This is a genomic window from Candidatus Paracaedimonas acanthamoebae, assembly GCA_017307065.1.
Classification (GTDB): Bacteria; Pseudomonadota; Alphaproteobacteria; order Caedimonadales; family Caedimonadaceae; genus Paracaedimonas; species Paracaedimonas acanthamoebae_A.
Genome location: JAFKGL010000034.1, coordinates 1 through 14,379 on the forward strand (window position 1 = coordinate 1; position 14,379 = coordinate 14,379).

13 protein-coding genes and 1 tRNA gene are annotated in these 14,379 nt (G+C 41.2%); all 14 read left to right on the plus strand.

Annotated elements, in window-relative coordinates:
• The coding region (gene tuf, locus J0H12_07225; GenBank protein MBN9413691.1) for an elongation factor Tu at positions 1–140 on the plus strand (140 nt) is incomplete at its 5' end.
• A gap of 104 nt (positions 141–244) precedes the next feature.
• Positions 245–320, plus strand: a tRNA-Trp gene (locus J0H12_07230).
• 42 nt (positions 321–362) lie between these two features.
• Positions 363–551, plus strand: a complete 189-nt coding sequence (secE, locus tag J0H12_07235; GenBank protein ID MBN9413692.1) for a preprotein translocase subunit SecE — start codon at positions 363–365, stop codon at positions 549–551.
• A 12-nt stretch (positions 552–563) separates the two neighbouring features.
• The gene (gene nusG / locus J0H12_07240) at positions 564–1,100 is read left to right on the plus strand and encodes a transcription termination/antitermination protein NusG (GenBank protein ID MBN9413693.1); all 537 of its coding nucleotides are present in this window, start codon (positions 564–566) and stop codon (positions 1,098–1,100) included.
• A 96-nt stretch (positions 1,101–1,196) separates the two neighbouring features.
• Entirely contained in the window at positions 1,197–1,625 is a 429-nt protein-coding gene (gene rplK / locus J0H12_07245; protein ID MBN9413694.1) for a 50S ribosomal protein L11, read from the plus strand.
• 3 nt (positions 1,626–1,628) lie between these two features.
• Positions 1,629–2,324: a 50S ribosomal protein L1 gene (gene rplA, locus J0H12_07250; protein ID MBN9413695.1), complete on the plus strand. Its 696-nt coding sequence runs from the start codon at positions 1,629–1,631 to the stop codon at positions 2,322–2,324.
• 54 nt (positions 2,325–2,378) lie between these two features.
• Positions 2,379–2,615 (plus strand): hypothetical protein, encoded by a 237-nt coding sequence (locus J0H12_07255; GenBank protein ID MBN9413696.1) that lies wholly within the window; start codon positions 2,379–2,381, stop codon positions 2,613–2,615.
• Positions 2,563–3,072 carry a 50S ribosomal protein L10 gene (gene rplJ, locus J0H12_07260; protein ID MBN9413697.1) on the plus strand — a complete coding sequence of 170 codons (510 nt, stop codon included), beginning with the start codon at positions 2,563–2,565 and terminating at the stop codon, positions 3,070–3,072. The genes J0H12_07255 and rplJ overlap by 53 nt, the downstream gene beginning before the upstream one ends.
• Positions 3,073–3,119: 47 nt before the next feature.
• Positions 3,120–3,488, plus strand: coding sequence for a 50S ribosomal protein L7/L12 (gene rplL, locus J0H12_07265; protein ID MBN9413698.1), 369 nt, complete (start codon positions 3,120–3,122; stop codon positions 3,486–3,488).
• Between the two features lie 222 nt (positions 3,489–3,710).
• Positions 3,711–7,874 (plus strand): DNA-directed RNA polymerase subunit beta, encoded by a 4,164-nt coding sequence (rpoB, locus tag J0H12_07270; protein ID MBN9413699.1) that lies wholly within the window; start codon positions 3,711–3,713, stop codon positions 7,872–7,874.
• Positions 7,875–7,905: 31 nt separating this feature from the next.
• Positions 7,906–12,093 (plus strand): DNA-directed RNA polymerase subunit beta', encoded by a 4,188-nt coding sequence (rpoC, locus tag J0H12_07275; GenBank protein MBN9413700.1) that lies wholly within the window; start codon positions 7,906–7,908, stop codon positions 12,091–12,093.
• A 208-nt stretch (positions 12,094–12,301) separates the two neighbouring features.
• Positions 12,302–12,973, plus strand: coding sequence for a hypothetical protein (locus J0H12_07280; protein MBN9413701.1), 672 nt, complete (start codon positions 12,302–12,304; stop codon positions 12,971–12,973).
• Between the two features lie 265 nt (positions 12,974–13,238).
• Entirely contained in the window at positions 13,239–13,904 is a 666-nt protein-coding gene (locus tag J0H12_07285) for an NAD(P)H-dependent oxidoreductase (GenBank protein ID MBN9413702.1), read from the plus strand.
• Positions 13,905–14,034: 130 nt separating this feature from the next.
• Positions 14,035–14,220 carry a hypothetical protein gene (locus J0H12_07290; protein MBN9413703.1) on the plus strand — a complete coding sequence of 62 codons (186 nt, stop codon included), beginning with the start codon at positions 14,035–14,037 and terminating at the stop codon, positions 14,218–14,220.
• Positions 14,221–14,379: the final 159 nt, after the last annotated feature.

A 14,379-nucleotide genomic window follows, 5' to 3' on the forward strand; every position in this document is an offset into this window, starting at 1 on the left:
AGATGGTTATGCCAGGGGATAACATTAAGCTTACAGCAGAGCTTATAGCGCCTGTTGCGATGGATGAAGGATTACGCTTTGCGGTTCGCGAAGGTGGTCGTACTGTTGGAGCGGGTGTCGTTACTAAAATACTCGCTTAATTTAGGGTATTAAGAAGTCAAAGACTGGCATCTTAAGTGTTAGTCTTTGACTTTTAAGTAGTTTAAAAACTAAAAAACCCTTGATTTTGATGCTGCAATTGTTTAGGAGTGTAGCTCAATTGGCAGAGCGTCGGTCTCCAAAACCGAAGGCTGTGGGTTCGATCCCCTCCACTCCTGCCAAATTATGAATAAAATTTATGGGATTATCGAGAAAGAAAGCTTATGGCAAAAGCAAGTCCACTAATGTTTGTACGTCAAGTGCGTCAAGAGATCGGTAAAGTTACTTGGCCAACTCGCAAAGAAACAATGGTTACCGTTTTTATGGTTATTATTCTTTCTGTATTAGCTGCTTTATTTTTCTTAGCAGCTGATGGGCTTATTCACTTTGTTGTCCAGCTTATTCTGGGGTAAGGATTAATATACATGTCAGAAACACTTCGTTGGTATGTGGTCCATGTTTACTCAGGATCAGAAAAAAAAGTTGCAGAAACAATTCGCGAGCAGGCTCAAAAAAAGGGGCTTGAAGATCGAATTTCTCAAGTTCTTGTTCCTACTGAAGAAGTTATTGAAATTAAAAAAGGCGAAAAAATTAGCTCAGAGCGGCAGTTTTTTCCAGGCTATGTTTTGGTGCAAATGGCACTTTCAGATGAAACATGGCATTTAATTAAAAATACGCCAAAAGTGACAAATTTTCTTGGAGGGAAAGGTAAGCCGACACCCATCAGTAAATTTGAAGTTGAGCGTCTTTTGAACCAAGTTGAAGAGAGAGTTGGTAAACCTAAGCATAAACTTAGTTTTGAAATTGGTGAGCAAGTTCGTGTTTCAGATGGACCTTTCTCAACATTTACAGGTCTTGTCGAAGAGATTGATGAGGAAAAAGAGCGCTTGAAAGTTTCTGTGAGTATTTTTGGACGTTCAACACCTGTAGATCTAGATTTTTCTCAGGTTGAAAAAATCTAGATTTAAGAGTATGTAGAGTTTGTTCTCTTGAGAGAACGATATGCGGAAGGAAAGCCAAAACCGTACCGCACCCTTTAATGATAAATAGAGGATACTATGGCAAAGAAAATAGAAGGATATATTAAACTGCAGGTTCCTGCAGGAAAAGCAAACCCATCCCCACCAATTGGTCCAGCTTTGGGTCAAAGGGGACTCAACATTATGGAATTTTGTAAAGCGTTTAATGCGAAGACGCAAGAACTTGAGCCTGGAATGCCAATTCCTGTGGTTATTACAGCCTACTCAGATCGTTCGTTTAGCTTTGTTACAAAAACACCACCCGTTAGTTATTTCTTGAAAAAAGCTGCAGGTCTCCCTAAGGGATCTCAGACACCAGGAAAAGGGACGGTTGGTAAAATAACAAAAGGCCAAATTAAAGAGATAGCTCAAAAGAAAATGGTTGATCTCAATGCAACTACAGTCGATGCTGCAATGCAGATGATTGTTGGTTCTGCGCGATCAATGGGGCTTGAGGTGGTGGAGTAAGCGATGGCAAAAATTGGAAAAAGACTTAAGAAAGCCTACGAGAATTTAGATGCGATGACAGCTTATTCGCTTGATGAAGCTGTTAAAATTATTAAAACTCGTGCAGCGGCAAAATTTGATGAAACAGTCGAAATTGCTTTAAATTTAAATATTGATACGCGAAAAGCAGATCAAAGCTTGCGTGGCATGATTCAGCTTCCTAATGGGACGGGTAAAACGTTACGCGTGGCTGTGTTTGCTAAAGATGAAAAAGCTAAAGAAGCTTTAGCAGCTGGAGCTGACTTTGTTGGAGCTGATGATCTTGCTGAAAAAATTCAGAAAGGTGAAATTACCTTTGATCGTTGTATTGCAACGCCGGACATGATGCTTGTTGTTGGAAAGCTTGGAAAGGTTTTAGGGCCTAAAGGTCTTATGCCAAATCCTAAGCTTGGAACAGTAACGCCGAATGTTGCTGAAGCTGTAAAAGCTGCAAAAGGTGGCCAGATTGAATACCGTGCTGAGAAGGCAGGTATCGTTCATGGTGGCATTGGTAAGGTTAGTTTTTCTGAAAAAGCTTTAGTTGAAAACATCCAAATGTTTATTGATGTGATCAATAAAGCGCGCCCAAGTGGTATTAAGGGATCTTATTTAAAGAAGATTTCTTTAAGCTCAACAATGGGGCCTTCTGTGCGCGTTGACCTCACAGGTTTTTCAAATTAATACCTTATTGAGTAGATACTCAATTTAAGTATAAAAGATGTGGCATGAGTTATCATGTTGCTTAGTAGGGAAGTTCCCTACGCTCTGTCCGAGACTGTAGGTAAACATTGGTTTTTAATGATTACCGCCTGCATAGACGGAAGAAAGCACAATCATTTTAGTGTGTTTCTCTTTCCGGGCAGAATTGTTAAACAAGCACCATTCATGGTGAGTGGTGTGAAGCTTGAAGGAGAAAACCGTGGAAAAAAGAGAAAAAGAGCTCTTTATCGCTTCAATGCGATCCGCGCTTGATCAGGCTGGACTTGTTGTTATTACGCGACAGGTTGGGTTGACTGTTGGTGAATCACAAACTCTGCGTCGTCAGATGTATGAGGCAGGAGCCCAATTCAGAGTGACTAAAAACACTTTGACCCGTTTGGCTGTGAAGGGAACAAGCTATGAAGTATTGTTAGATCATTTTAAAGGTCCAACAGCTTTAGCTTATTCAACTGATCCAATCGCAGCTGCGCGTGTTGCTGTAAAGTTTGCCAATGATAATCAAAAGCTTGAAATTGTTTGTGGCGCGATGGGGGACAAATTCCTCAGTAAAGCAGATGTTCAAGCTCTTGCAACCTTGCCTTCTCTCGACGAATTGCGAGGCAAGATTATTGGTATACTACAAGCTCCCGCTGGAAAACTGGCTCGTGTTATTCAAGCGCCTGCAGGGCAACTTGCTCGCGTTGTGTCAGCTTACAGCGAAAAAGGCTGATTATCGTAAATATTAATGGTTTTTGAAGAGATATTAGGAGATATAAAATGGCTGAAAAATTAGCAAAAATCGTAGATGATTTATCTGCGTTAAGTGTTCTTGAAGCTGCAGAGCTTGCGAAGCTTCTTGAAGAAAAATGGGGCGTTTCTGCTGCTGCGCCTGTAGCAGTTGCGGCTGCTGCGGCTGCTGCGCCTGTTGAAGAGCAAACTGAATTCACAGTAATGCTCGTAGATGGCGGTGCACAAAAAATTAACGTCATTAAGGAAGTTCGCACAATTACAGGTTTAGGTCTTGTTGAAGCAAAGAACCTTGTTGAAGGCGCTCCAAAAGCTGTTAAAGAAGGCGTGAGCAAGGACGAAGCTCAAAAAATTAAGGATGTACTTGAGAAGGCTGGCGCAAAGGTCGAACTTAAGTAGTTCTTTTTGTTGGATTAAAAGTGCGGTCGGAAAAAGCTTTCTAAGAGAGCATGTTTTCCGATCGCACATGTATTACTTGCATTATTAAAGTTTAACGTATATATGAGTGAACTTAGTCTCTTTGTATAAATCTATAGTTTTTTCAATTTTAAAATTGATAGCGTAGACTTTTTGCATGCAGAAAGACTAAATTTGCACATTTATTAGCTGATTGAGGGGCATATGGCATTATCTATGGCTGGTCGCAAGCGTATACGCAAAAGTTTTGAAAGATTAAGTGGTGTGGCTCCCATGCCGAATTTAATCGAACTTCAAAAAAATTCGTACGAAGCATTTTTACAAAGAAATATTCCTTTTGAGAAGCGGCAAATGCTTGGATTGCAGGCTGTTTTTCATTCAGTGTTTCCAGTCAAAGATTTTTCAGATAAAGCTCAACTTGAGTTTTATCATTATGATTTTGATGAACCGAAGTATGATGTTGAAGAATGCCGCCAAAGAGGAACGACATATGCTGCTCCTCTAAAAGTTGTTTTTAGGCTCGTTGTTTGGGATGTCGATGAGGATACAGGTGCTCGTTCGATTCGCGACATTAAAGAACAAGAAGTTTACATGGGGGATATTCCTCTCATGACAGATAACGGTACCTTCATTATTAATGGGGTTGAGCGTGTTATCGTATCACAAATGCATCGTTCTCCGGGCGTATTTTTTGACCATGATCGTGGTAAAACGCATGCTTCTGGAAAATTATTATTCTCTGGTCGTGTAATTCCTTATCGCGGTTCATGGCTTGATTTTGAGTTTGATGCGAAAGATCTTTTGTATGTTCGTATCGATCGACGCAGAAAATTACATGCAACATCTCTTTTAATGGCCCTTGATAACGAAGAAACTGCTAAGAAACGCCAAAAAGCTGAGCAAGAAGGTAAAGAGCTTGCGCCGAGTGAGGTTGTCGGTTTATCGCGAGAAGAGATTTTAAAACTTTTTTATGAAACAATCGTTTTTACGCACCATGATAAAGGTTGGAAAATACCATTTGAGCCCACACGTTGGAAAAGTGGGAAACTTGTTCATGATCTTATTGATGCAAAGACGGATAAGGTTGTTTTAGCTGCGGGCGAAAAAATGACCCCCCGCCTTGCAAAGAAATTTAAAGAAGATGGTCTGAATGAAATTCTAGTACCAGCAGATGACTTAATCGGTCGTTATACTGCTGAAGATATGATTAATGAGGATACTGGTGAAATCTTTGTCGAAGCTGGCGAAGAATTAACCGTGCAGCTTATTGAAAGTTTGAGTTCAAGTGGTTTCAAAAGTATTGCAACACTTGCAATCGATCATATTCATATAGGTCCTTATTTAAGAAATACCTTGGCCGCTGATCGCAATTATTCAAGAGAAGAAGCGCTTCTGGATATTTATCGTGTTATGCGTCCTGGAGAGCCTCCAACACTTGAAAGTGCGGAAGCTTTATTTTCTGGTCTTTTCTTTGATTTTGAAAGGTTTGATCTTTCAGCAGTTGGTCGTGTAAAAATGAATGCACGCTTAGGTCTTGAGACGGAAGATACCGCTCGGACTCTGCGCAAAGATGATATTATTTCTATTGTAAAGATTCTTCTTGAGCTTAAAGATGGTCGTGGAGAAATTGATGATATTGATAACCTTGGCAATCGTCGTGTTCGTCCTGTTGGTGAGCTTCTTGAGAATCAGTATCGCACGGGTCTTTCAAGAATGGAGAGAGCCATTCGTGAACGCATGAGTTCAGTCGAGATTGATACCGTAATGCCGCATGATCTTATCAATGCGAAACCTGTGTCAGGAGCTGTAAAAGAATTCTTTGCTTCATCACAGCTTTCTCAGTTCATGGATCAGGTGAATCCGCTTGCGGAAATTACGCACAAGCGTCGTTTGTCCGCATTGGGACCGGGGGGGCTTACACGTGATCGTGCTGGATTTGAGGTGCGTGACGTTCACCCAACTCATTATGGTCGTATTTGTCCGATTGAAACACCTGAAGGACCAAATATTGGATTGATTAACTCACTTGCAACGTTTGCCCGCGTGAATAAGTATGGATTTATTGAGAGTCCTTATCGTCGTGTTGTTGATGGTTTCGTTTCTGACGAAATTGTTTATCTTTCTGCGACTGAAGAAGGAAGATACGCGATCGCTCAAGCAAGTGCTGCGATGGATAACAAAGGCAAGCTTCTTGAGGATTTCGTGAGTTGTCGTAAAGGGGGTGATTTTACAATTGCACCACCAAGCGATATCCAATTCATTGACGTTTCTCCGAAACAGCTTGTCTCAGTTGCGGCATCTTTGATCCCCTTCCTTGAGAACGACGATGCGAACCGTGCATTGATGGGATCTAACATGCAGCGCCAAGCTGTACCTTTGATGCGTGCTGAAACCCCACTTGTGGGAACAGGGATGGAAAAATCCGTAGCGCGTGATTCAGGCGTAACAGTTGTTGCAAAGCGCGATGGGATTGTTGATCAAGTTGACGCAACACGAATTGTTGTTCGTGTTAAGGAAACAAGTGCGTCAACTCCTTCCGTTGTTGATATTTATAATTTGCAAAAATTCCAACGGTCTAACCAAAATACGTGTATTAATCAACGGCCTTTAGTGCGTCCTGGCGAATTTGTGAAAGCTGGCGATATTATTGCTGATGGCCCTGCAACAGATGCGGGTGAGTTAGCTCTTGGCCGAAATGTGCTTGTTGGTTTCATGTCCTGGAACGGTTACAACTTCGAAGACTCTATTATTCTTTCTGAACGGTTAGTGCGTGAAGACGTATTTACCTCGATTCATATTGAAGAATTTGAAGTTCATGCGCGTGACACAAAATTAGGTCAAGAAGAAATCACTCGCGACATTCCAAATGTTGGGGATGAGGCTTTGTGCCACTTAGATGAGGCGGGTATCGTTTCGATCGGTGCAGAAGTAAAACCTGGTGACATCCTTGTTGGAAAAGTGACACCAAAAGGTGAAACACCAGTAACGCCAGAAGAAAAGCTTTTGCGAGCCATCTTTGGCGAGAAAGCCTCTGATGTGCGGGATACGTCTTTGCGTGTTCAACCTGGCGTGAGTGGAACTGTTGTTGAAGTTCGCGTTTTCTCACGTCGTGGTGTTGAAAAGGATGAACGTGCACTTGCTATTGAGCGGGCTGAAATTAATCGTTTGGCTGCAGACCGTGATACCGAAAAAGGTATTCTTGAACGCGCCTTCTTTGCTCGTTTGAAACAATTGCTTTTAGACCAAAAAGTCGTTGGTGCTCCTAGAGGTGCAAAAACGAATGTTACGGTAGATGAAGCTTATTTAGCAACGCTTACCACAGGGCAATGGCGTCAACTTGTTGTTGAAAATGATGTCATTATGACTGAAATTGAAGCTATGCGGAAACAACACGATGAAGACGTTTCTGTCATCCAAAAACGTTTTGAGGATAAAGTTGAGAAAGTTCGTCGAGGAGATGAATTGCCTACGGGTGTCCTTAAGACAGTTAAAGTGTTTATTGCCACGAAGCGTAAAATTCAAGCTGGTGATAAAATGGCGGGTCGCCATGGAAATAAGGGCGTTGTGTCTGTTATCGTTCCTGAAGAAGACATGCCACATCTTGAAGATGGGACGCCTGTTGACATCGTTTTAAATCCATTGGGTGTTCCATCTCGTATGAACGTGGGACAGATTTTAGAAACTCACCTTGGATGGGCTGCGGCAGGTCTTGGAAAACAAATAAGTCACATGCTTGGAGATATTTATTCTGAGAATAAAAACCCTGAAGATCTGAAAAAACTGATGACAGGGATTTATCAAAAAGAAACAGATATCCAGAAGATTGAAAAGATGGACGACGCTGAGCTTATTGAAACAGCAGCATCCATGATTCGGGGTGTTCCTATGGCAACACCTGTCTTTGATGGCGCTCATGAAGATGACATTATTCGTGAACTTCAACGAGCAAATTTGAATACTTCTGGCCAGGTTACCCTTATTGATGGTCGAACAGGAGAGCCTTTTGAACGGTCTGTCACTGTTGGATACATTTATATGCTGAAGTTAAGCCATATGGTTGATGACAAAATCCACGCTCGTTCTGTTGGACCTTACAGCCTTGTTACACAACAACCGCTTGGTGGTAAGGCTCAGTTTGGTGGTCAACGTTTTGGGGAAATGGAAGTTTGGGCTCTTGAAGCGTATGGTGCTGCTTATACATTACAAGAAATGCTCACTGTTAAATCGGATGATGTCTCGGGACGTACAAAAGTTTACGAAGCCATCGTACGGGGTGAAGATGCATTTGAATCTGGTATTCCAGAATCATTTAATGTGTTGGTAAAAGAATTGCGCTCGTTGAGTTTAAATCTCGAGTTTGGTGAATAGCGACTAGATAGAATATCCTTAGGAGTTCTGAATGAACAATTTGATGAATATATTTGGCCAGGTCAAAACTGCTGCAAACTTTGACCATCTTAAGATCTCAATAGCAAGTCCTGAAAAGATTCGCTCTTGGTCTTATGGTGAAGTAAAAAAGCCAGAAACAATTAACTATCGTACATTTAAGCCCGAGAGAGACGGCCTTTTCTGTGCACGCATTTTTGGTCCTGTAAAAGACTACGAATGCTTATGTGGTAAGTATAAGCGGATGAAATATCGCGGAATTATCTGCGAAAAGTGTGGCGTTGAAGTCACACTTTCAAAGGTTCGCCGTGATCGTATGGGGCATATTGAACTGGCAACTCCTGTTGCTCATATCTGGTTCACGAAATCGCTTCCAAGTCGTGTTGCTCAATTGCTTGATCTTACGATGAAGGATCTTGAAAAAGTTCTTTATTTTGAAAGTTATATTGTAGTTGAGCCAGGTTTAACACCTCTCAGGCAGCGACAACTCTTAACTGAAGAAGAGTTCGTTGATGCTCAAGATGAGTACGGCGAAGATGCTTTTACTGCAGGAATTGGCGCAGAAGCTCTTAAGGCGATGCTTTCTCAAATTGATCTTGAGAGTGAGCAAAAAAATCTTCGTGAAGAGCTTTATGATACAACGTCGGAAATGCGCCGTAAAAAGCTCGTCAAGCGATTGAAAATCGTTGAAGCTTTCCTTGAATCAGGGGCTCGTCCTGAATGGATGGTTTTGGATGTTCTACCAGTTATTCCTCCTGAGCTTCGTCCTCTTGTCCCTCTCGATGGGGGCCGATTTGCAACGTCAGATCTTAACGATCTATATCGTCGTGTGATCAATCGTAACAATCGTCTGCGTCGTCTGATGGAATTACGTGCGCCTGATATTATCATTCGAAATGAAAAGCGAATGCTTCAAGAATCAGTTGATGCCTTATTCGATAACAGCCGCCGCGCGCGTCCTATCGCAGGGGCAAATAAGCGTCCTTTGAAATCTTTGGCAGACATGCTCAAAGGAAAACAAGGTCGTTTCCGTCAAAACTTGCTTGGAAAACGTGTGGACTATTCAGGCCGTTCAGTGATCGTTGTTGGACCTGAACTTAAGCTTCATCAATGCGGTCTTCCAAAAAGAATGGCCTTAGAGCTTTTCAAGCCTTTTGTTTATTCTCGTCTTGAGCGTTATGGCCTCGCAAGCACAATTAAAGCTGCAAAGCGTATGGTTGAGCGTGAGCGCCCAGAAGTATGGGATATCCTTGAAGAAGTCATTCGAGAGCACCCTGTTCTTTTGAACCGTGCTCCAACACTCCACCGTCTTGGTATCCAAGCGTTTGAACCTGTTTTAATTGAAGGCAAAGCTATCCAATTACATCCCTTAGTCTGTACAGCTTTTAACGCAGACTTTGATGGTGATCAGATGGCGGTTCACGTTCCTCTTTCAATTGAGGCTCAACTTGAATCTCGTGTATTAATGATGTCGACTAACAATATTTTGAGCCCTGCTAGCGGGCGCCCAATTATCGTGCCTACAAAGGATATCGTGCTTGGTCTTTATTATCTTACGATGAGCCGTGAGAGCGAAAAAGGCGAAGGCATGATTTTTGCTTCGATTGGCGAGCTTGAGCAAGCCTTGAATGCGGGCCTTCTCTCTTTACATGCAAAAATTAAAGCGCGTTACTATGGGGTTGATGCAGAAGGAAAGAAGACTTCCTCGATCGTCGAAACAACACCGGGACGCTTCATGTTGTCCGATATTTACCCGCGTCATCCGAATTTAGGATTTGAGATCATTAACTGCCTCTTGACAAGCAAGGATATTACGAAGCTCATTGATGTCGTTTATCGTCACTGTGGTCAGAAAGAGACAGTTATTTTCACGGATCGCTTGATGGCCCTTGGCTTTAAATATGCAACTTATGCAGGTGTATCATTTGGTAAAGATGACCTTTTGATTCCGGCTGATAAAGAGCAGCTTGTTAACGAAACGCACGACATGGTTGCAAAGTATGAGCAACAATATCTTGATGGTCTTATCACGCAAGGTGAGAAGTATAACAAGGTCGTTGACGCTTGGGCGCAATGTTCTGAAAAAGTTGCGCAAGCCATGATGAAAGGCCTCTCAACTGTTGAGACAGGCAAGCCGGTAAACTCTGTTTATATGATGGCTCACTCAGGAGCGCGTGGATCGGCAGCCCAGATGAAGCAGTTGGCTGGAATGCGTGGATTGATGACTAAGCCTTCAGGTGAAATTATTGAGACCCCGATTATTTCAAACTTTAAAGAGGGATTAACCGTTCTTGAGTACTTTAACTCAACTCACGGTGCTCGAAAAGGTTTGTCTGATACGGCTCTTAAGACTGCGAACTCCGGATATCTCACACGCCGTCTTGTGGACGTAGCTCAAGATGGTGTCATTACCATTGAAGATTGCGGCACTGAAAACGGCATTTCTGTGAAGGCGGTGGTTGAGGGCAGTGAAGTCCTTACACCTCTCTCTGAACGCGTTTTAGGTCGTACAATTCTAGAAGATTTGATCGATCCTGCAACTGAAGAAGTGATTGCCCGAAAAGGTGAAACTCTTGATGAGGTTCATATCGAACGCCTCGAACACTCAAATATTGATGAAATCCGTATTCGTTCCGCACTTACTTGTGAAGCAGAGACTGGAATTTGTGGAAATTGTTATGGTCGCGATTTGGCACGTGGTACACGCGTCAATATGGGAGAAGCGGTCGGTGTGATTGCGGCACAATCGATTGGTGAACCTGGAACTCAGCTTACAATGCGTACTTTCCACATTGGTGGAACGGCTCAAGGTGCAGGTGAGAAGTCCAGTATTGAGTCTTCGATAGATGCAAAAGTTGAGATCAGTAACCGTAACGTGGTTATCAACAGTGAGGGAATTCCGATTGTGATGAACCGTTATTGTGAAGTGATCTTGAAAGATTCTAAAGATCGCGAGCGTGCGCGTTATAAGCTGCCTTATGGTGCGCGTATCCTTGCTGATGAAGGAACTCAAGTGAAAAAAGGTCAGAAATTGGCGGAATGGGATCCGTTTACACTTCCGATCATCACTGAAACAGACGGTGTTATTAATTATGTGGATCTTGTGGATGGTGTTTCTATGCGTGAAGTCATGGATGAGACAACTGGTATCGCAAGCCGCGTGATCATTGACTGGCGTCAACAACCTCGTGGAGCAAACTTGAAGCCTCGTCTTGCTCTTCGTGATAAGAAGGGTGAAGCCTTGACACTTCCAAGTGGTGTTGAAGCAAGATACTTCTTGCCTGTTGATGCGATCTTGAATGTTGATAATCATACAGAGGTAAAAGCTGGTGATATCATCGCACGTATTCCAAGAGAAAGCTCAAAGACGCGCGATATTACGGGTGGTTTGCCTCGTGTGGCTGAACTTTTTGAAGCTCGGATGCCGAAAGATCACGCAATTATCAGCGAAATCAACGGACGCGTTGAATTTGGTAAGGATTATAAGACAAAACGCCGTATTCGTGTTGTGCCGACAGAAGGACAAGGAGAGCCTTTAGAATATATGATTCCAAAGGGGCGCCATGTGACTGTATTTGAAGGCGATTACGTAAAACGAGGCGAGCTTCTTGTTGATGGAAATCCTGTCCCTCATGAAATTTTACGTATTCTCGGTGTTGAGGCTTTGGCAAGTTATTTAATCAATGAAATTCAAGAAGTTTATCGTCTTCAAGGTGTGAAGATTAACGATAAGCATATTGAAGTAATTGTCCGCCAAATGCTTCAAAAAATTGAGATTGAGGATGCAGGTGATTCAACTTACCTCGTCGGTGAACATATAGATCGTCGTGAATTTAATGATGTTTGCGATAAATTGTTGAGAGATAATTTGAGGCCAGCTGTAGGACACCCTGTTCTTCAAGGTATTACAAAAGCTTCGCTTCAAACAGAATCGTTTATCTCTGCGGCCTCGTTCCAAGAGACAACGCGTGTTCTTACGGAAGCAGCCGTTGCTGGAAAGAAAGATAATCTTATTGGCTTAAAAGAGAATGTGATTGTGGGACGTTTGATTCCTGCAGGAACAGGAAGTGTGATTAATACTCTAAAGCGTGTGGCAACAAAGCTTGATCTTGAAAGACTTTCTCCAGAGAAAGGTCAAGCTGGAGATACAGCGTTACCTGTAGCAAAAGATGAAACAGAAAGCTCACCACAAGTTCTATAAGCTTTAGTGTTTTTTCTAATAAGGAAAGGGAGTACGTAGTGCTCCCTTTTTTTATATTATTATAAAAAATAAAAAAATTAATAAATATAGATATTTCATGAGTATAAATATTTAATTCAATTTTTTTAAATTAATTAATTTTTAATAAGTGATTGTTATATTATTTCATAAATTAAGTAATTGTAAAATTTTGATGGAAGAAATACTTATGAAGAGAATAATTTTGACGTCGATAGGTTTAATTTTATTTCTATTTTTAAATCAAGTAAATGCTTCTGATACTTCTTCATCTTCTGAGAGTGATGCGGCTGAAAATAGTATTTCTACTTCCTTGATGAATGCTCCTGCTGCTGCTATTACGACTAATACGAATGTTCCACCAACGGTCTCATCTCCCTCCCTTCCTAATAATCCTGCGGTTTCCGCTAATTCTACTCCAAATATTCCTATAGTTACTGATATTTCTTCTTGTGAAAATAAACCTTTGGATAAAAGAGAGGCCGAAGTGTGCGTGGGAAAAATGATCGGACGTCTAGGTGATCTTTACAAGTTTGTTGCTAGCCATGGTCTAGGAAAACACTTAGGAAATTTAGATGATTGCGCTAAAATGATCTTCAATAGTACGGGAGGAAAAGGATCTTTCTTTCCGAAGGAAGAATCAGAATTCAAAGCCGTATTTGAGAACGCAACAGTTACTTGCCAAGAACCAACGAATAATAGAGTTGTTTGCACTTTTAAGGCGGCTAAAGATGTTTGTTTCTTAGATCAAAACCTTCAATCTGGTGGAATAGCTGTGCAAGGGAATAAAGGAAAACATACAATTCAATTCATATTACGACAAGATTTTGGGACGCTTCTTACAGTATTCCCGATTCAATAATTAGATATAAAAAATTCTTGCCACAGGATAAAGCTATGTCCTGTGGTTTTCTTTTATAGAGCTATGAAATATTTGCTAAAAAATCCCTCTTTCATCCTGGTAAAAGCCGTTAGTGTGTAGAAAAATACCAAACGCTCGTTTGTGAGAGAAGAAATTTTGATAATATAACCTCTTAAAAATAAAAATCTTTTCTTAATCTTCTGTCTATGAAAAATTAATGTTATAAATCGCTTAATATTAACTTTCTTTTTAAGGGAGAAGAAAAATGCGTTTCATTTTAGGGCTTTTTTTAATGATATGGGCGCCATTATCAGTGATGGGACAGGAAGAAAATAATCAACTCAAAGCAAACTCAACCTACAAAATTGGCATTATTATTGGAAGCACACGTCCCAATAAAATTGGAGGACAAGTGTCTGAGTGGATCTTTCAACAAGTTCAAGAAACACCAAATGTGCAATTTACGTTGATTGATCTTGAGAAATGGAATTTACCTCTCTTCAATGAGCCCGGAATGCCGATGAATGGGCCTGCGACATATACTCACGCTTATACCAAAAAATGGAGCCAAGAAATTGCCTCCTACGATGGTTATATTTTTGTAACGCCTCAATATAATTGTGGTTATCCGGCGTCTTTAAAAAATGCAATTGATTATCTGTATGTTGAATGGAAAGAAAAGCCAGCGATCATTGTAAGCTATGGCTATCAAGATGGTGGTAAAAAGGCGGCAACTCAATTAACGCAAGTCTTAGAGTGTTTTAAGATGAAACTGACGACAACGATGCCGGCGATTGGGCTTGTTCATACCATGCTGGATGAGAAGAAAAAGCTCAAAAACCTCTCTGAAGATTTTAAACCTCATCGTGAAAGTATTCTTAAAGCTGTAAATGAGCTTGTGGAGAACCTAAAATCCTTTCATAAAGATTGATCCATCAAAGAAGAAATGTTGACTGACGATAGAAATCACCTATTTCCTGACGTCAGCTGGGCTTTCTTATTTTTCATCTTGGTATAAGGATGTCTTAGAGGCCGCCAGACAACAGGACGGTTTCATCTCGATGAGCTGCAATACGGAAGGGCCTCATCCGACAGTTATTTTGTCTTTTTCCAGTGAAAAGGAATTAGATGACTGGGCCTTAACCGATAAACATGAGGCGCTTTTTGAAAAAATTGAAGCTTATTTTGTTGAGCCCGTGGCTGTTAAGTTGCTGGAAGATGAAGAAAGAGGCACAACTGATTTTTAATAAACTCCCTTTTTAACATATTGATATTAAATGATTATAAGAGTGGTTTGTGTTTGATAATTGTTTCGAATTTTCTTGAAAAATGTATCATTGTATGATAGTCTAATAGTAGATGGTCAGAGATGATGTTTTCTTCCTTGAAGGCCTTTAAAAAGCCTT

Bases quoted from the DNA above. Each gene is read 5' to 3' on its own strand.
- J0H12_07290 (MBN9413703.1), top strand. From the start codon at position 14,035: ATGAGCTGCAATACGGAAGGGCCTCATCCGACAGTTATTTTGTCTTTT.
- rplA (MBN9413695.1), top strand. From the start codon at position 1,629: ATGGCAAAAATTGGAAAAAGACTTAAGAAAGCCTACGAGAATTTAGAT.
- rplK (MBN9413694.1), top strand. From the start codon at position 1,197: ATGGCAAAGAAAATAGAAGGATATATTAAACTGCAGGTTCCTGCAGGA.
- secE (MBN9413692.1), top strand. From the start codon at position 363: ATGGCAAAAGCAAGTCCACTAATGTTTGTACGTCAAGTGCGTCAAGAG.
- rplL (MBN9413698.1), top strand. From the start codon at position 3,120: ATGGCTGAAAAATTAGCAAAAATCGTAGATGATTTATCTGCGTTAAGT.
- rpoC (MBN9413700.1), top strand. From the start codon at position 7,906: ATGAACAATTTGATGAATATATTTGGCCAGGTCAAAACTGCTGCAAAC.
- J0H12_07285 (MBN9413702.1), top strand. From the start codon at position 13,239: ATGCGTTTCATTTTAGGGCTTTTTTTAATGATATGGGCGCCATTATCA.
- J0H12_07280 (MBN9413701.1), top strand. From the start codon at position 12,302: ATGAAGAGAATAATTTTGACGTCGATAGGTTTAATTTTATTTCTATTT.
- J0H12_07255 (MBN9413696.1), top strand. From the start codon at position 2,379: ATGTTGCTTAGTAGGGAAGTTCCCTACGCTCTGTCCGAGACTGTAGGT.
- rpoB (MBN9413699.1), top strand. From the start codon at position 3,711: ATGGCATTATCTATGGCTGGTCGCAAGCGTATACGCAAAAGTTTTGAA.
- nusG (MBN9413693.1), top strand. From the start codon at position 564: ATGTCAGAAACACTTCGTTGGTATGTGGTCCATGTTTACTCAGGATCA.